This window comes from Erwinia sp. INIA01 (genome assembly GCF_025947915.1).
Taxonomy (GTDB): Bacteria; Pseudomonadota; Gammaproteobacteria; order Enterobacterales; family Enterobacteriaceae; genus Erwinia; species Erwinia coffeiphila.
Window position 1 is genome coordinate 229586 of sequence record NZ_JAPDNC010000003.1, and the last position, 18390, is coordinate 247975.

At 59.9% G+C, this 18390-nt stretch carries 11 protein-coding genes; all 11 read right to left on the reverse strand.

Features of this window, described 5'->3' with window-relative positions; all coding sequences use genetic code 11:
• Nucleotides 1–25: 25 nt before the first annotated feature.
• Complete coding sequence (locus OMR58_RS06660; RefSeq protein WP_264545648.1) at nucleotides 26–1309, reverse strand: MFS transporter; 1284 nt, start codon at nucleotides 1307–1309, stop codon at nucleotides 26–28.
• 96 nt (nucleotides 1310–1405) lie between these two features.
• Nucleotides 1406–2416 carry a Zn-dependent oxidoreductase gene (locus tag OMR58_RS06665; protein WP_200546082.1) on the reverse strand — a complete coding sequence of 337 codons (1011 nt, stop codon included), beginning with the start codon at nucleotides 2414–2416 and terminating at the stop codon, nucleotides 1406–1408.
• Between the two features lie 10 nt (nucleotides 2417–2426).
• Nucleotides 2427–3641, reverse strand: coding sequence for a D-mannonate dehydratase ManD (manD, locus tag OMR58_RS06670; RefSeq protein WP_105591391.1), 1215 nt, complete (start codon nucleotides 3639–3641; stop codon nucleotides 2427–2429).
• A gap of 896 nt (nucleotides 3642–4537) precedes the next feature.
• The gene (gene yegS, locus OMR58_RS06675) at nucleotides 4538–5437 is read right to left on the reverse strand and encodes a lipid kinase YegS (RefSeq protein WP_264545517.1); all 900 of its coding nucleotides are present in this window, start codon (nucleotides 5435–5437) and stop codon (nucleotides 4538–4540) included.
• A gap of 282 nt (nucleotides 5438–5719) precedes the next feature.
• Nucleotides 5720–7102 carry a prephenate-dependent tRNA uridine(34) hydroxylase TrhP gene (gene trhP, locus OMR58_RS06680; protein WP_105591394.1) on the reverse strand — a complete coding sequence of 461 codons (1383 nt, stop codon included), beginning with the start codon at nucleotides 7100–7102 and terminating at the stop codon, nucleotides 5720–5722.
• 120 nt (nucleotides 7103–7222) lie between these two features.
• Nucleotides 7223–7930, reverse strand: a complete 708-nt coding sequence (baeR, locus tag OMR58_RS06685; protein WP_105591395.1) for a two-component system response regulator BaeR — start codon at nucleotides 7928–7930, stop codon at nucleotides 7223–7225.
• Between the two features lie 23 nt (nucleotides 7931–7953).
• Nucleotides 7954–9339 (reverse strand): two-component system sensor histidine kinase BaeS, encoded by a 1386-nt coding sequence (gene baeS / locus OMR58_RS06690; RefSeq protein WP_264545649.1) that lies wholly within the window; start codon nucleotides 9337–9339, stop codon nucleotides 7954–7956.
• Entirely contained in the window at nucleotides 9339–10745 is a 1407-nt protein-coding gene (gene mdtD / locus OMR58_RS06695; protein ID WP_264545650.1) for a multidrug transporter subunit MdtD, read from the reverse strand. Before mdtD ends, baeS begins: the two co-directional genes overlap by 1 nt.
• Nucleotides 10746–10749: 4 nt before the next feature.
• The gene (gene mdtC, locus OMR58_RS06700; protein ID WP_200561003.1) at nucleotides 10750–13824 is read right to left on the reverse strand and encodes a multidrug efflux RND transporter permease subunit MdtC; all 3075 of its coding nucleotides are present in this window, start codon (nucleotides 13822–13824) and stop codon (nucleotides 10750–10752) included.
• Nucleotides 13821–16940 carry an MdtB/MuxB family multidrug efflux RND transporter permease subunit gene (locus tag OMR58_RS06705; RefSeq protein ID WP_264545518.1) on the reverse strand — a complete coding sequence of 1040 codons (3120 nt, stop codon included), beginning with the start codon at nucleotides 16938–16940 and terminating at the stop codon, nucleotides 13821–13823. The genes mdtC and OMR58_RS06705 overlap by 4 nt, the downstream gene beginning before the upstream one ends.
• Nucleotides 16940–18202 carry an MdtA/MuxA family multidrug efflux RND transporter periplasmic adaptor subunit gene (locus OMR58_RS06710; protein ID WP_264545519.1) on the reverse strand — a complete coding sequence of 421 codons (1263 nt, stop codon included), beginning with the start codon at nucleotides 18200–18202 and terminating at the stop codon, nucleotides 16940–16942. Before OMR58_RS06710 ends, OMR58_RS06705 begins: the two co-directional genes overlap by 1 nt.
• Between the last annotated feature and the right edge of the window lie 188 nt (nucleotides 18203–18390).

Sequence of the window (18390 nt, forward strand, 5' to 3'; positions counted from 1 at the left end):
GCGGGGGAGCGCCCCGCACAACCATTTAAACTGAAACAGTCTTACTGTATTTTTTCGGCGGACGTACCACCACCAGCACCAGCAGGGCACCCAGCGCGGCGATGCCACCGGCGAGGATAAAGGCGCTGTCAAACTTACCGGTATGCTGCACGATGTAGCCGGTCGCAATCGGCCCGATAATCCCGGAGATGCTGCCGATCAGGTGGATAAAGCCGCTGATGCTGCCGACGCGGCTTTTATGCACCACGTCCTGAATAATCGCCCAGTAGATCGCCCCGGTGATATACAGGAAGAAGATAGACACCGACATCAGTCCAACCGCAGGCACCACGTCTTTCACCGTTCCCGCGCAGGCTACGCAGACCGCCGCCGCCAGCAGGCACACCACCAGCACAATTTTTCGTGACAGCAACAGTTTGCCGGTCATGCGGAAAATCTTGTCGGAAATGATCCCACCCAGCGCCAGCCCCACGAAGCCCACAATCCACGGGATCATGGTGGTGATGCTCATCGCCTTGATATCCAGCCCGTGCGACTGCACCAGATAGGCCGGGAACCAGCTGAGGAAGAAGAACAGAATATAGTTGTAGCAGAAGAAGGCGAAGGCGGTGACCAGAATAATCGGCTGGCGCAGATAGTGGCCCAGGCCGTGCTGCGACTGGGACAGTTCTTCCTCGGCGCTCAGCTGCTCGTCTTTCATCTGGGCGATCAGGGCGCGCTCGCGTTCGCTAATCAGCTTGCTCTTCAGCGGGTTATCGGCAGCGATAAAGAACCACACCACCATCCAGATAATGCCGATCGAGCAGATAATGGCGAACGCCGGGCGCCAGCCGAAAGCCAGCGACAGATAGCCGATAATCGGGCCGGCAATCGCGCCGCCGAGCGGTGAACCGGCGCTGAGCAGCCCCATCGCGGTGGCCGCCTGTTTTTTCGGGAACCAGCCGTTAATCGCCTTGTTGGCCGAGGCGCAGATTGGGCCCTCCGCCATGCCGAACAGAATACGCAGGATCAGCATCGACCAGAAACCGGTCGCCAGCGCGGTAAATCCGCAGAACAGCGACCACATGCCGACGGCCACGCCGAGGGTGAGGGTTGGCCCGAAGCGGTCCGTTGCCAGGCCGCCGACGAAGTTAAAAATGGCATAGCCGAAGAAGAAGCTGCCGAAAATCAGGCCGAACTCTTCGGCATTCAGCATCAGGTCTTTCTCGATCATCGGCACGGTCAGCGACAGCGCCACACGATCGAGGTAGTTGATCATATAAACCAGGAACAGCAGCAGTACGATGGTCCAGCGCAGGTTTTTAATCATCATGACTCCTTCCCCTCTTTCCGGCCTGCTGGCGGTTGGGGGCTGTAGGTAGAGGTATTGTGGCCGGAGGGCTGGGTCAAACCCCCCGGTGTTTTGCTAGCTGACTTTCAAAATTACTTTGCAGCAGCTGCGCGGGTCCTTCTCAAACAGGGTCATCGCCTGTTCGATCTGGCTGAGCGGCAGGGTATGGGTGACCAGCTTTTCCGGTTCGATCAGCCCCTGTTCGATCCAGGCAATCACCTGAGGGAAGCGGTTGCTGTTCAGTCGGGAGGTAAACAGCGACAGCTCTTTGCTGGTCAGGCTTTGTTGGGTGATGGCGCAGGGCTCGCCGGAGAAACCGAGCAGGCCGATGCGCCCGGCGGGTGAGGCCAGTGCGGCCGCTTCGGCAAGAATCGACGGGTGGCAGGCGGCATCAATAATCAGCGTTGGCTGCACGCCATCGAGCTGTTCTGCCAGCGGGATTTCGCTGTTGTTCAGCGCGCGATCCGCGCCGTTGTTCAGCGCCAGAGTCAGCCGTTCGGTTATCCGGTCGGCGACGATCACCGTTTTTACGCCATAAACGCCTTTCAGCACCTGGATCGCGGTCAGGCCCATCGGCCCGGCACCGTAGATCAGCGCCACGTCGCTGGGCTGCGGCTGTAAAAACGCGGTGATATTGGCGGCGATGGTGAACGGTTCGACCAGGCTGGCCAGCGTATCGGGAATGCTTTCCGGCAGCCGCCAGGCATTCGCGGCGGGTGCCAGCGCATATTCGCTGAAGCCGCCGTCGCGATGCACGCCGATCACCTGCAGCTCTTTGCAGACGTTGGGGCGACCGATGGAGCAGGGATAGCAGTGACCGCAGCTGACCACCGGATCGACCGCTACGCGCTCGCCAATGCGCGCGCCGTCCACGCCGTCGCCCACCGCATCAATCAGGCCAAAAAACTCGTGGCCGATGGTGCGCGGATAGCGGGCAAAGGGATTATGCCCGTGCCAGATATGCACATCGGACCCGCAGATGCTGGCGTACTGCACTTTCACCCTGACTTCGCCCGCTTCCGGCAGCGGCAGCGGACGTTCCTGAATCTGAAGATCGCCGGGACGTTCAATGACCACGCTTTTCATCATGCTCTCCTTACCAGTTCCACAGCGTGCCGTCTTCCAGACGGGCAACGGGCAGATACGCCGGTTCATAGGGATATTTCGCCGCCAGCTTTTCGTCGAACTCAATGCCGAGGCCCGGTTTTTCGCCCGGATGCATATAGCCGTTATCAAACGTCCAGCTATGCGGGAACACTTCCAGCATCTGCTCGGAGTAGCCCATGTACTCCTGCACGCCGAAGTTTGGCACCCACAGATCGAAGTGCAGGGCGGCGGCCATGCAGATTGGCGACAGGTCGCTCGGTCCGTGAGATCCGGTACGCACCTGATACAGCGAGGCGAAGTCGGCGATGCGGCGCATGCCGGTAATGCCGCCCGCGTGGGTGATGGTAGTGCGGATATAGTCGATCAGCTGTTCTTCAATCAGCTGCTTGCAGTCCCAGATGCTGTTAAACACTTCGCCCACCGCAATCGGCGTGACGGTGTGCTGGCGGATCAGGCGGAAGCTTTCCTGGTTTTCGGCCGGGGTCGGGTCTTCCATCCAGAACAGGCGATAGTCCTCTACGCTTTTGCCGAAGCGCGCGGCTTCGATTGGCGTCAGGCGGTGGTGCATGTCGTGCAGCAGGTGTTCGTCAAAGCCGAATTTGTTGCGGATGGCATCGAACAGTTTTGGTGTGAAGTCGAGGTATTTTTCGGTCGACCACAGCTGTTCTTCCGGCCGCGCGCCTTTCGTTGCCGGCTCGTAGGCTTCGCCTTTACCTTTGGCCATGCCGTAGGTGGTTTTCATTCCCGGTACGCCGCACTGGGCGCGAATTGCCTTAAAGCCCAGCTCTTTATGTTTGGCGTAGTCGTCCATCACTTCATCGATGCTGTGACCGGTGGTATGGCAATAGACCATCACTCCGGTACGCGATGCGCCGCCGAGCAGTTGGTAAAGCGGCATGTTGGCGGCTTTGGCTTTGATATCCCACAGCGCCTGGTCAACGGCAGAGATAGCGGACATGGTGACCGGCCCGCGACGCCAGTAGGCCCCTTTGTAGAAGAACTGCCAGATGTCTTCGATCTGATGGGCATCGCGGCCGATCAGCTGCGGGCAGACGTGATCTTTCAGGTAGGACGCGACGGGCAGTTCACGGCCGTTGAGCGTGGCATCACCGATGCCGGTGAGTCCCTGATCGGTGGTGATCTTCAGCGTGACAAAGTTTCTGCCGGGGCAGGTGACAAACACTTCCGCTTTAACAATTTTCATTTCAATTCGCCTTGTTGACTCGCTATGGCGCAAAATTACGCTAATGACGTACTACCATACAAGTTGGATTGATTGGATTTTCGAGGGGGATCACAGATCGGGGGGAGGGCGCTGTAAAGTTCGGGGATGGGTTCAGCCTCTGCTGCTGCTTCAGGGCGGTCCTCGCGCCGTGCGTGGCATGGTGCCTTCTGTTGTGCAATAAAATGGCGCTGTGGAACAGGCTTATGGGGTTCAGCCTCTGCTGCTGCTTCAGGGCGGTCCTCGCGCCGTGCGTGGCATGGTGCCTTCTGTTGTGCAATAAAATGGCGCTGTGGAACAGGCTTATGGGGTTCAGCCTCTGCTGCTGCTCCAGGGCGGTCCTCGCGCCGTGCATGGCACGGTGCCTTCGGTTATGCCATTGTGCCGGTCGGACCGGCCAGGATTGAACGTCCCTGTTCAAACCCGGCCTGACGCCAGCATCCTTGCTGTCGTCTCCTGGCGCAATGGCTCCACCTCAGCGCTGCGGATGCCCTTACGCAGCAGCAGAGGCTTTACCCTCCATGCAATTTCATCGCTTTTGCTTTTGGGTTTTCAGGCAATACAAAAGTCAGAAAGCAGGCTGGCTGTGCCCCCGGGCGGGCAATCCACAGCGCTGAACGCAGAGAGGAAGCCAGGATTCACCCGCATGGACGCGGGTGAAAGTCACGGTCGGGCCAGGACGGCCCGTCTGTGACGGTCCGACGGGCTGACGAGCGAAGTGAAGGAACCGCAACGCGGCGCGAGGACACCCGACCGGGGGCACAACCAGCCAGCGCTAACTAACGACTCTGCAAACAACACAGCACAGTTCACTAACGGTGGCTAATTCTGCAAACAACACTGGTGAACGGTGCCCCCTGCAAACACCGAATCCAAAACTACGCCAGCAACTCACACGACGGCGGCAACCGACACTCCAACGCATCCGGCATCACCTCAATCCTGAACTTCGTCCCCGTCAACGGCTCGCCGTCCAGATTAAACGTCATCTCATTCGGCGCATCAATCGTCAGCCACGGCAGCGACGCCGTAATCAAATTCGGATTCTCATCATCACTGGTCAACGTATGCAACAGCGTCGGCAACAGCTCCTGCGACGTGGCAATCGTCAACTCCAGCTTACCGTCATTAATCAACGCCTGAGGGCAAAGACGCTGACCGCCACCCGCCTGCCTACCGTTACCAATCCCAATCACCAGCGCATCACCCTGCCAGTCGAAATCCGGCCCGCGAAGATGGCAACTGTCCGCCTTCAGCGTATCCATTCGCATCAAACCGTGAATAAAATAGGACACGCCGCCTAGCGCCGACTTCAGCTTCTCCGGCGTTTCCGTCGTAATGCGTGTACCGAAACCGCCGGTCGCCATATTGATAAAATAGCGATCGCCGTTTACCCGCGCTAAATCAATGGCCGTCGCCTTACCGATAATTGCCAGCCGCAGCGCATTCTCCATCTCCAGCGGAATGCCCGCGCTGGTGGCGAAATCATTAGCAGTACCCAGCGGCACAATACCCAGCACCGGCCGCCGTTCAGGTGGCAGACCGGCCAGCGCGGTGGCAATCTCATTAATCGTGCCGTCGCCGCCTGCGGCAATCACCGTGGTTGCATTCAGATCCACCGCTTCACGCACGTAGCGCTCGCCGTCGCCGTGTTCCCAGGTCACGCGTACCTCCAGGCCGAAGCCTTCCTTGCGCAGAGTGGCAATCGCCTGGCGCAGATCCTCATTGCCCGCGCTTTTACCGTTCAAAATCGCCAGCGTGATTGAATCGTTTACCATTTTTTATTTTCCTGAAGTGGATGGCGGATGGTTTCAAGATATAGCATATCCTGTTACAGACGGTGAACTGTGGGGTACCAGAAGGGAATATTTTCGGAAAAAAGGACAAGAAAAAGCCCGGACGGGGGAGCCGACCGGGCCAATGAGGTGGTTCATTCCGCCCGGAACTCAGCTTGATATCCGGACGTGCAGAGAATGCTGTTTAATGTTGTCATTAGGAGCCAGCGCATAATAACGGGGAACCTCCCCCGGTACTGTGATCGGATTCTAAGATCGATAACCTTATGAAACTTCTTTTGCCAGTTCCACCGCATGCGGATTGCGCGTGGTGGTTCCCGCCAGGTTACGCATCAGCAGCGCATACTGCAGGTCCATCTCCTCAGGCAGCGGCAGCCACACCAGATGGCCGTTGCCCGGTGCCACCTCAATCGCCTGTGCCTTGCCGTTCTCCATCTGCGTCAGCGTGAAGTTGATATTGCCCGCGGGGGTCATCAGCTCCAGACTGTCGCCAACGCTGAATTTGTTCTTCACATCCACCTGAGCCAGCGCGCCACGGCGCTCACCGGTAAACTCGCCGACGAACTGCTGCCGGTCGGAAACCGAATAACCCGCGTCGTAGCTCTGATAGCTGTCGTGCGTATGGCGGCGCAGGAAGCCTTCGGTATAGCCGCGGTGCGCCAGCCCTTCCAGCGTCTCCAGCAGGGCGGGGTCGAACGGCTTACCGGCGGCGGCATCGTCGATGGCACGGCGGTAAACCTGTGCCGTGCGCGCGCAGTAGTAAAACGACTTGGTGCGGCCTTCAATTTTCAGCGAATGCACGCCCATCTGCGTCAGCCGCTCCACGTGCGCCACCGCACGCAAATCCTTCGAATTCATAATGTAGGTGCCGTGCTCGTCCTCAAAGGCGGTCATATATTCGCCGGGGCGCATCGCCTCTTCGATCATAAACACCTTGTCGGTCGGCTGGCCCACGCCCAGCGTCGGTTCAACGTTCTGCACTGCGATCGGCTGCTGACGATGGACGATGTTACCAATCGCATCCTCTTTGCCTTCTTCCACGTTGTATTCCCAGCGGCAGGCGTTGGTGCAGGTTCCCTGATTCGGATCGCGCTTGTTGATATAGCCGGAAAGCAGGCAGCGCCCTGAATAGGCCATGCACAGCGCGCCGTGGACGAAGATTTCGAGTTCAATTTCCGGCACTTTCTCACGTATTTCGCTGATTTCTTCCAGGGACAGCTCGCGCGACAGGATCACCCGCGTCAGCCCCATCTGCTGCCAGAATTTCACCGTCGCCCAGTTCACCGCGTTGGCCTGTACCGACAGATGAATATCCATCTGCGGGAAGGCCTCGCGCACCAGCATAATCAGACCGGGATCGGACATAATCAGCGCATCCGGCCCCATATCGATCACCGGCTGAAGATCGCGAATAAAGGTTTTCAGCTTGGCGTTATGCGGGGCGATGTTGACCACCACGTAAAATTTTTTGCCCTGGGCGTGGGCTTCGTTGATGCCGATCGCCAGGTTCTGGTGGTTGAATTCGTTGTTGCGCACGCGCAGGCTGTAGCGCGGCTGACCGGCGTAAACGGCGTCTGCGCCATACGCGAAGGCGTAACGCATATTTTTCAGCGTGCCGGCCGGGGAGAGGAGTTCCGGTTTAAACATGTTTTCTCAGTCTGATGTCAGGTCAGATATTGCCAGGATGGCTGCCCTTTGCGGCGTGGCGTCGCTGAGGGCAGATTTCGGTGCGGGATTGTAAGGCAGGGAAGCGGGAGATTATTTGATCTAAATCAATCGGCAGATATCGGCTTCCCAGCGATAGCCCATGCCGTACACCGCGCGGATAAACGGCTGGCTGGCATCCAGCGATTCCAGCTTGCGGCGCAGATTTTTAATATGGCTGTCGATGGTGCGGTCGGTCACCACGCGGTAATCGTCGTACAGCTGGTTCAGAAGCTGTTCGCGGGAAAATACCTTGCCCGGCTCGTGGGCGAGGGTTTTCAACAGGCGGAACTCGGCGGGGGTCAGATCCAGCGGTTTATCATCCCAGCTGGCCTGGAAGCGGTTTTCATCCATGCACAGCAGCGAGGTTTGCACCGCCTCTTCTTTAGGCCGCAGGCAGCGCTTCAGAATGGTTTTCACCCGTGCCACCACTTCACGCGGGCTAAACGGCTTGCAAATATAGTCGTCCGCGCCAATCTCCAGCCCCAGCAGGCGATCGATCTCTTCGGTTTTGGCGGTGACCATAATGACCGGCAGCTCGGAGAAGCGGCGCAGCTCGCGGCATACCGACAGGCCATCCAGCCCCGGCAGCATCAGGTCCAGCAGCATCAGGTCGGGTGAATTCTGCTTCGCCCACTCCAGCGCCTCGTCGCCGCGCAGCAGGTGGTGCGTGCGATAGTTGGCGGCCTGCAGATAATCCACCAGCAGCTGGCCAAGCTTGGGTTCATCTTCGACGATTAAAATCAACGGTGCCGGTTTTTCCTGCTCCATATCACTTCCTCAGTACGGATAAATCAGTGCGGTTTATTGGGTAAGCTTACCGTAATTTTCAGCCCCCCGGCGGAAGAATGCGCGGCGCTGAGCGTGCCGTCGTGGGCCGCAACAATATTCTGGCAGATCGCCAGCCCCAGCCCCGAGCCACCGCTGGCGCGGTTGCGTGACCCTTCGGCGCGATAGAAACGTTCAAAAATCTGTTTGAGCTGATCGTCATTCACCCCCGGCGCGCTGTCTTCAAAACGCAGCAGGTTTCCGCCGGGGCCGGGCTCCAGATAAATGCTCAGGCTGCCGCCGGCGTCGGTATAGCGCAGGCTGTTTTCCATCAGGTTGGTGAACAGCTGCCCCAGCCGATCCGGATCGCCAAACTGTGGCGCGGCCTCCGGCAGCGACAGGTTAAGCCGCAGGCCCTGTTGCTCATAGCGATGGCGGAAGTTAGCGGCGACCATTTCCAGCAGCGGCACCAGATCGGTGTCGCGTTTGCGATAGGCCAGCGCACCCTCGTCGGACAGCGACAGCTGGTGGACATCATCCACCAGCTTGGTCAGGGTGGCGACCTCACCCTGTAGCGAAATAATTGACTCCGGTGTCAGTTTGCGCACGCCATCCTGAATCGCCTCCAGCTCACCGCGCAGGATCGCCAGTGGGGTGCGCAGCTCGTGGGAAATATCGGCCATAAACGCACGCCGCATGCTTTCGTTCTTTTCCAGCGTGCTGGCCAGGCGGTTAAAATCCTGCGCCAGGCGGCCAAGTTCGTCGCGGCTGGTGGATTCCACCCGGCTGGTAAAATCACCGGCGGCCAGATGATGCGTGCCCTCAACCAGGCGCTTAACCGGGGCCAGCAGCCCGCGCGACATCAGCCAGGTCACCAGCGCGGCCAGCAGCATGGTCAGGCCGACGATCATCCAGCTGGTGCGGTTTTGCTGCCGGTCGAAGTTAATATCCGCAACGCGGGTCAGGCGCTCGGAAGGGGAGCCAACCACCCAGCCGACCACTTTATTGTTGCTGGTGGTGATCGCCCGGCGCGTCCCTTCCGGCGGCACCGGCCCGCGCGGCCCCATCATCACGCTGAAGTTCTGATCGATAATCCAGAACTGGGTACGCCAGCCGTGCGGCGGCAGCTGGTTGCTGGATTCCGGGTTCTGGTCCAGCGAGCGCAGAATATTAAAGACCAGCCGGTTATTATTGCGCAGGAAGGTCCAGCTGCCGTGCTGTTCGTATTGATCGGCCAGCGCATCGCTGAGCATGGTGATCCGCTGTTCGTTGCCGCGCTTAATGTAGTCGATAAAGCCGTGCTCAAAGCTCAGGCGTACGCCCCAGTGCATGGTGATCAGCACCAGCATGCAGGTTGACAGGATCGCGGCAAACAGCTTAGCGGTGATGCCGATACGGAGGCGGGCAAAGATCATTTTTTTCTCCTGCGGGCCAGTACCGTATTCGGGGCGATTTCCGCCGGTACGCGCCAGAACACCAGCGCGGGCAGGGCGATCACCAGCGCCATACAAAGGTAAGTCCAGATAAATGCCTGATGTACCAGCGGGCTGTCCGCCACCGCCTGGTGGCCGAAGGTGCCCAGCAGCAGCCCGGCAACGGTCACGCCGATACTCATCGACAGCTGCTGCACCATCGACAGCAGGCTGTTGCCGCTGCTGGCGAGGTCATCCGGCAGCTCTTTCAGCGTCAGGGTATTCATCGCCGAAAAACGAATAGCGTTGACCATGCCCTGCAAAAACAGCACCAGCGGCAGCAGCAGATCCCAACCCAGCAGCGCGACCATCGGGAAAAGCAGCGTAACCAGCGCCAGCGCGACGGTGGAGCCCACCAGCACGTGGCGATAGCCGAAACGGTTAACGATCTGTACCACGATGTGCTTCATGCCCATATTGCCCAGCACCATTGGGATCATCATCAGCCCCGTGTGCAGGGGGCTGTATCCCATGCCGATCTGCAGGAACAGCGGTGTCATAAACGGCAGCATTCCGCTGCCGATGCGGGCGGTGAGGCTGCCGAGCAGCCCGATGGAGAACACGCGATTATCAAACAGTTTGAGGCTGAACAGAGCGAGATCGTTGTGACGGGCGTGCAGCAGATAAAACAGCATCGCAAACACCCCGGCAAGAATAAACAGGCACAGCAGAAGCGGAGAAATACCCAGTCCGCGCTGGCCGTCGAGCGCCAGAGTCAGCGTTGCCATCCCTACCGCCAGCAGCAGATAGCCGGTGAAGTCGAAGCGGCGGGTAACCAGCGTGAAGTTGGGCAGCAGCCGCAGGGTAGCGATAGCACCGACGATACCCACCGGAATATTAATCAGGAAAATCCAGTGCCAGCTGGCGTACTCGACCAGCACGCCGCCCAGCGTGGGCCCCATCAGCGGGCCAATCTGCCCCGGTATCGTGACGAAGGTCATCGCCGCCATATACTGGTCGCGCGGCACCAGCTTCATCACCGTCAGGCGTCCCACCGGCACCATCATCGCCCCGCCGATACCCTGTACCACCCGCGCCATTATCAGCTGGTCCAGCGTGCCAGAAAGGGCACAGCACAGCGAACCGAGGCTGAACAGGATAATCGCGCTGAAAAACACGTTGCGCACGCCAAACCTGTCCGCCAGCCAGCCGCTGACCGGCAGCATAATTGCCACCGTCAGCACGTAGGAGACAATCACCGAATGCATATGCAGCGGGCTTTCATGCAGGCTGGCGGCCATCGACGGCAGCGCGGTGTTGACGATGGTGGTGTCCAGCGTCTGCATAAAGAACCCGAAGGCAACGATCCACAGCTGCCAGCGAACGGAGGAGGGCGGTGAGGCGATCACATCAGGCTTCCTCAACCACAGGCTGCGGGCGCGGTTTACGGCGCAGTTTATCCATATACAGATAAACCACCGGCGTGGTGTACAGCGTCAACAGCTGGCTCATCACCAGGCCGCCGACGATAGTGATCCCCAGCGGCTGGCGCAGTTCGGCACCGTCACCGCTGGTCAGCACCAGCGGCAGCGCGCCGAGCAGGGCGGCCAGGGTGGTCATCATAATCGGCCGGAAGCGCAGCAGGCTGGCCTGCTCAATGGCTTCACGCGCCGTCAGCCCGCCCTTGCGCTGTGCTTCAATGGCGAAGTCCACCATCATAATGGCGTTCTTCTTCACGATGCCGATCAGCAGCATAATGCCGATCAGCGCGATCAGGCTGAACGGCGCGCCGAACAGTTCCAGCGCCAGCAGCGCACCGACGCCTGCCGAGGGCAGGGTGGAGAGAATGGTCAGCGGATGAACGTAGCTTTCATACAGAATGCCCAGCACGATATACACGGTGGCGATTGCCGCAATAATCAGCCACAGCTGGCTGCTCTGTGATTTCTCAAACTCTGCCGCCGTACCGGCAAAGCTGCCGCGCACGCTGGAAGGCACACCCAGCGCGGTGACGCTGCGGTCGATGGCCGCCGAGGCCTGCGACAGCGACACGCCTTCCGGCAGGTTAAAGGAGATGGTCGAGGACGCCGACAGCCCCTCGTGGTTGACCGACAGCGGCGAGTTCGCCGGTTTCCAGCTGGCAAAGTAAGACAGCGGGATCGGTTTCCCTTCGCTGTTAATCACGTACATCTGGTTCAGCGCGCTGATGTCCTGGGTGTAGCGCGGATCGACCTCCATCACCACTTTATACTGGTTCAGCGGCTGGTAAATGGTGGAGATCTGCCGCTGGCCGAAGGCGTTGTTCAGCAGGTTGTTGACGTCGGACACGTCAATGCCCAGGCTGGACATCGCCGCGCGGTCGTAGGTCAGCGCCATCTCTGCGCCTTTGTCTTCTTGGTCCGAGTTGACGTCGGCCAGCTCCGGCAGCGCGGCAAAGGCACGGCGGATTTTCGGCTCCCACTCGCGCAGGTCGTCCAGGCTGTCCGACAGCAGGGAATACTGGTAGCCGGCGTTGGATTCGCGCCCGCCGAGGCGCAGATCCTGCACCGCCATCAGGAACAGGTTGGCTCCCGGCTCCTTCGCCAGCTTGGTACGCAGGCGGGCAATCACCTGCTGGGCGTTCTCAGTACGTTCCGACAGCGGTTTCAGCGAGATAAACATCGATCCGCTGTTGGTGCGGAAACCGCCGGTAAAGCCGACCACGCTCTCCACCGCGGGATCGTCATGCACGATGCGCATAAAGTCCTGCAGCTTGTCGCGGATCGACTGGAAGGAGATGCTCTGGTCGGCCTGAATAAAGCCCATCAGCCGCCCGGTATCCTGTTCCGGCATAAAGGTTTTTGGAATGGACACGTAAAGGTACATGGTCAGGCCGATGGTGGCGAAGAACACCAGCAGCGTCCAGCGCGCGTGATTCAGCACCACCCGCAGCGAACGGCCATACCCCTGCTGCACGGCCAGCAGCACCTTGCCGAAGCCGCGAATGCGCGGCTGCTGATGTTTGCGCTGCGGCTTCAGCAGCAGCCCGCACATCATCGGCGTCAGGGTGATGGAGATCAGCAGCGAGATACCGATTGCCACCGACAGCGTCACGGCAAATTCGGTAAACAGCCTGCCAATCAACCCGCCGAGCATCAGCAGCGGCAGGAACACCGCGACCAGCGAAATGCTCATCGACACCACGGTAAAGCCGACTTCGCGCACGCCCTGCAGCGCCGCCTGCACCGGCTTCATCCCGGCTTCCACATGGCGGGATATATTCTCCAGCACCACGATCGCATCGTCGACCACAAAGCCGGTGGCGACCGTTAGCGCCATCAGCGACAGGTTGTTGAGGCTGAAGCCGCACAGGTACATGGCGGCAAAGGTGCCGATTAGCGAAACCGGCACCGCTACCGCCGGGATCAGCGTGGCGCGGCCGGAGCGCAGGAAGGCAAACACCACCAGAATCACCAGCCCGACGGAAATCGCCAGCGACTGCTCTACCTCGTGCAGCGAGGCGCGAATTGTCGGCGAGCGGTCCTGCGCCACGTTCAGCTCAATGGATGCCGGGATAATCTTACGCAGCTCCGGCACTTCGGCGCGGATGCGGTCGACGGTGTCAATAATATTGGCTTCCTGCGACTTGCGGATCATCAGCAGGATCGCCGGTTTGGCGTTGGCCATCCCGGCATTGCGTACGTCCTCAACCGAATCGGTGACGTTGGCCACGTCGCTCAGCCGCACCGCCGCGCCGTTGCTGTAGTGCACGATCAGCGGTTGATACTCCGCAGCGGTTTTCAGCTCGTCGTTGGTTTTCAGCTGCCAGCGGTGGTGGTTATCTTCCACCGCGCCCTGCGGCTTGCGCACGTTGGCGTTGGCGATGGTTTCCCGCACCGCATCCAGAGACAGCCCCTGGTTAAACAGCGCCTGCGGATTCAGCTCAACGCGCACCGCGGGCAGCGAGCTGCCGCCGACCGACACATCGCCTACGCCCTCAATCTGCGCCAGCTTTTGCGCCAGCTGGGTGGAGGCATAGTCATACAGCTGGCCCTGCGAATAGGTATCCGAGGTCAGGGTCATGATCAGGATCGGCGCGTCGGACGGGTTGGCCTTACGGTAGGTTGGCCGAGAAGGCATACCGCTCGGCAGCAGGCTTTGTGCAGCGTTGATCGCGCCCTGCACGTCGCGGGCGGCACCGTTAATATCGCGGTCGTAGTCAAACACCAGAATAATGCGCGTGGAACCGAGCGAGCTGCTGGAGGACATCTCGGTAACGCCGGCAATACGCCCCAGCGCGCGCTCCAGCGGCGTCGCCACGGACGAAGCCATGGTTTCCGGTGAGGCACCCGGCAGCGAGGCGCTGATCATAATCACCGGGAAATCCACCTGCGGCAGCGGGGCCACCGGCAGCAGGCGAAAGCCCAGAATACCGGCCAGCAGGATCGCCACGGTCATCAGGATAGTGGCGACCGGGCGATGGATAAACAGGGCGAAAAATTTCACTCTGCCTCCCGGCGTGCGAAGCGCTGGCGAGTAGCGTGGGCGAGGCGGTCAAACAGCAGGTAGATCACCGGCGTGGTGAACAGCGTCAGTACCTGGCTGACGATCAGCCCGCCGACCATGGCCGTACCCAGCGGGCGGCGCAGCTCCGCGCCAACGCCGGTGCTCAGCATCAGCGGCAGCGCCCCGAGCAGGGCGGCCAGCGTGGTCATCAGGATCGGACGGAAACGCAGCAGGCAGGCCTGATAAATCGCATCGTACGGCGACATGCCCTGTTCGCGCTCGGCGGCCAGCGCAAAGTCGATCATCATGATGGCGTTCTTCTTCACGATACCAATCAGCAGGATGATGCCGATAATGGCGATCACGTCCAGTTCGCTGCCGCTAATCAACAGCGCCAGTAGCGCGCCGACGCCCGCGGTGGGCAGCGTGGAAAGAATGGTAATCGGGTGAATAAAGCTCTCATAAAGAATGCCCAGCACGATATACATCGCCACAATCGCCGCCACAATCAGCCAGACGGTGCTGGAAAGCGCTGCCTGGAAGGCGAGGGTGCTGCCCTGGAACTGGGTCATGATTTCCGCCGGCATTTCCATCGACTTCTCGGCCTGAGTGACGGCATTCACCGCCTGCTCCAGCGAGTAGCCGTCGCTGACGTTAAACGAGAAGGTCGCCGACGGGAACTGGTCAAGGTGGTTAATGCTCAGCGCGCCGTGACGCTGTTCAACGCTGGCAATGGCGCTCAGCGGCACGCTGCCGCCGTCGGTGCTTTTCAGCCGCACGCTTTGCAGCGCGGCCAGGCCCGGCGTGGCGGTGGTGTCGTGCTCCAGCACCACGCGGTACTGATTTGCCTGAGTGTAGATGGTGGAGATCAGGCGCTGACCGAAAGCGTTATACAGCGCGTTATCCACGTCGGCCATGGTAATACCCAGACGGCTGGCGGTATCGCGATCGACGCGGATATAGGCTTCCAGCCCCTGGTCCTGCCAGTCGTTGCTGACGTCCTTCAGCTCCGGCATAGTGTTCAGTTTTGCCAGCAGCTTCGGCACCCACAGGCTGAGCGAGTCGAGCGATCCGGCCTGCAGTGTGAACTGATACTGGGTGCGGCTGACCTGAGTATCAATGGTCAGATCCTGGACCGGCTGTAGCCACAGGCTGATGCCGGGGATCTGCGCAACCTGCTGTTGCAGGCGGGCAATCACCACCGGGATGCGGTCGTCGCGCTCATCCAGCGGCTTGAGGTTGATTTGCAGCCTGCCGCTGTTCAGCGCCGAGTTGGTGCCGTCAACGCCGACAAACGAGGTCAGGCTCTGCACCGTCGGATCTTTCATAATCACCGAGGCCACTTCCTGCTGGCGCTGCGCCATGCTGGCGTAGGAAACGGACTGTGAGGCCTGCACGGTGCCGGAGATAATGCCGTTATCCTGCACCGGGAAGAAGCCTTTTGGGATCACCAGCCACAGCATCACGGTGATCGCCAGGGTGCTTAGCGCGACACCGAGGGTGATCCACGGATGATTCAGCACCCGACTCAGCAGGCTGCCGTAGTGGGCAATGACCTTATCAAACATCGCCTCGCTGGCGCGCGAGAAGCGATTCTGTTTACGCAGCGACTCCACGCTCAGCATGCGCGCGCACATCATCGGCGTCAGGGTGAGTGAGACAACGGCGGATATCAGGATCGCCACCGCCAGCGTCACGGCGAATTCGCGGAACAGCCTGCCGACGATATCGCCCATAAACAGCAGCGGGATCAGTACCGCAATCAGCGAGAAGGTCAGGGAGATGATGGTGAAGCCGATTTCTCCGGCACCTTTCAGCGCGGCGGTTAACGGTTTTTCGCCTTTCTCGATGTAGCGCGAGATATTCTCGATCACCACGATCGCATCATCCACCACGAAGCCGGTGGCGATGGTTAACGCCATCAGCGTCAGGTTGTTGATCGAAAAGCCGCAGAAATACATCACCGCAAAGGTGCCGACCAGCGACAGCGGCACCGCCACGGCCGGAATAATGGTGGCGGGAACGTTGCGCAGGAACAGATAAATAATCATCACCACCAGCGCAATGGCCAGCAGCAGCTCAAACTGTACGTCGTTAACCGACGCGCGGATATTGGTCGTGCGGTCGGTCAGGAGCTTGACGTCCACCGATTTTGGCAGTGAGGCGGTCAGCGCAGGCAGCATCTGGCGGATGTTGTCGGCCGTATCAATAATATTGGCACCCGGCTGGCGCTGAACGTTGAGCACGATCGCCTGCTGGCGGTTGGCCCACGCCCCCAGCCAGCTGTTTTCCGCACCCTGTTCAACGGTGGCAACATCGCCCAGCCGCACCGGCGCGCCGTTAAGGTAAGTGACGATCAGCTGGCGATAGCCTTCGGCGGTTTTGATCTGGTCGTTGGCGGACAGCGTAATGGCGCGTTCCGGGCCGTCCAGGCTGCCCTTCGCCGAGTTTACGTTGGCATTGCTGATGGCGGTGCGCACCGTTTCGGTGGAAATGCCCAGCGATGCCAGCGCCTGCGCGTTCAGCTTCACTCTGACCGCCGGGCGCTGCCCGCCGGAAAGCGTGACCAGCCCGACGCCGGAAACCTGCGAGATCTTCTGCGCCACGCGGGTCTCCACCATGTCCTCAACCTGGGTCATCGGCATGCTGGTGGTGGTCACGGCGAGGGTCATAATCGGCGGATCGGCCGGGTTAACCTTACTGTAAACCGGTGGGTTAGGCAGATCGCTGGGCAGCAGGTTGGTAGCGGCGTTAATTGCGGCCTGCACTTCCTGCTCGGCCACGTCCAGCGGCAGCGTCAGCTGAAACTGCAACGTTACCACGGAGGCGCCGCCCGCGCTCTGCGAGGACATCTGTTTCAGGCCGGACATCTGACCAAATTGGCGCTCCAGCGGAGCGGTGACGGCGGAGGTCATCACATCCGGGCTGGCACCGGGGTAGAGCGTCACCACCTGAATCGTGGGGTAGTCCACTTCCGGCAGTGCTGATACGGGCAGAGAGCGGTAACCGATGATCCCGGCCAGCAGGATCGCAATCATCAGCAGCGTGGTGGCGACCGGGCGCAGAATAAACTGGCGCGATGGTCCACCGCCGGTTGTGGAAGGCATTCCCTGCATCAGTCGCTGGCTCCCTTGGCTGGCTGTGCGCTTTTACCAGAGGTCAACGGTGTGGACTGCGGGGCGACGATTTCGACTTTTGCACCTTCGGTCAGGCGATCAATGCCGTCGGTGACGACTTTTTCACCGGCCTGCAGGCCGCTGTTAATCACCACGGTTTCGCTGTCCTGAATGCCCACGGTGACGGATTTTTTGCTGACTTTATTGTCGGCGTTGACCACCCAGACAAAGTGGCCCTCGTTACCCATTTGCAGCGCCGCTGCCGGGATCACAATCGCATCCTGTAGGGTAGCGACCTTCAGGCGAGCATTCACAAACTGATTAGGGAACAACCGGTCGTCCTCGTTGCTGAAGCGGGCTTTCAGTTTAACGGTGCCGGTAGTGGTATCGATCTGGTTATCCATGCTGAGCAGCGCGCCCTGCGTCAGCAGCGTTTTATTGCTGCGGTCCCAGGCTTCGACCGGAACAGCGCCCTGTTTCTGTGCGTTAAGAATGGCGCTGATATCATTTTCCGGCAGGCTGAACACCAGGTCGATTGGGTGCGTCTGGGTGATCACCACAATTCCATTGGTATCGCCGCTGGTGATGTAGTTGCCGATATCCACCTGTTTCAGGCCCACACGGCCATCAATGGGTGAAGTGATACGGCTGTAGGTGAGGTTGAGTTTGGCGCTGGCAACGCTGCCCTCATCGGCTTTAATCGTGCCCAGCGTTTCGCTAACCAGTGATTTCTGAGTGTCGAGGTCCTGCTGCGAAACCAGGCTGGTTTTCGCCAGCTTTTCATAGCGCGCCAGGTCGCGGCGGGCGTTGGCCAGCGTTGCCTGATCCTTCGCCAGCTGGCCTTCTGCCTGGATCAGCGCAACCTGCCACGGGCGGGGATCGATTTCGGCCAGTAGCTGTCCGGCTTTCACCTGCTGCCCTTCGGTAAAGTGCAGCGCAACTAAATCGCCGTCAACGCGACTGCGCAGGGTGACGGTGTTGGCGGCGGTGACGGTGCCGAGGCCGGAGAGATACTGCGGCACGCTTTTGCTTTGCGCGACAGCCGCCTGCACCGGGCTTAATTCTGCGCCCATACCGGCAGGACCGCCTGGCCCACCGGGGCCGCGCCCGCCACGGCCACGAGGATGCGCGGATTTTTCAGCTGTGTCAGGTTTTGCTCCCGGAGCATCAGCATGGCTGTGCCACCAGTACAGGCCGCCGCCAACCAGTGCGGCAAGAATAACAACCAGTGGGATAATGGGGAAACGGCGCTGTGCTTTCATTAACTCTCTTGCTCTCCGGTAGCGGGGAAATGTCCAGATGGGACGAAAAGGCGTCCACTCTTCATTTTAGCTAATTATAACTTACGAAAAATGAAGGAAATAAGGATAACTGTATAGTTCTGCATTGTCTTCTGTTCACATTCTGCAAATTATTAGACAGAAAATGTCGAAGCGACAGATAGTTAGTC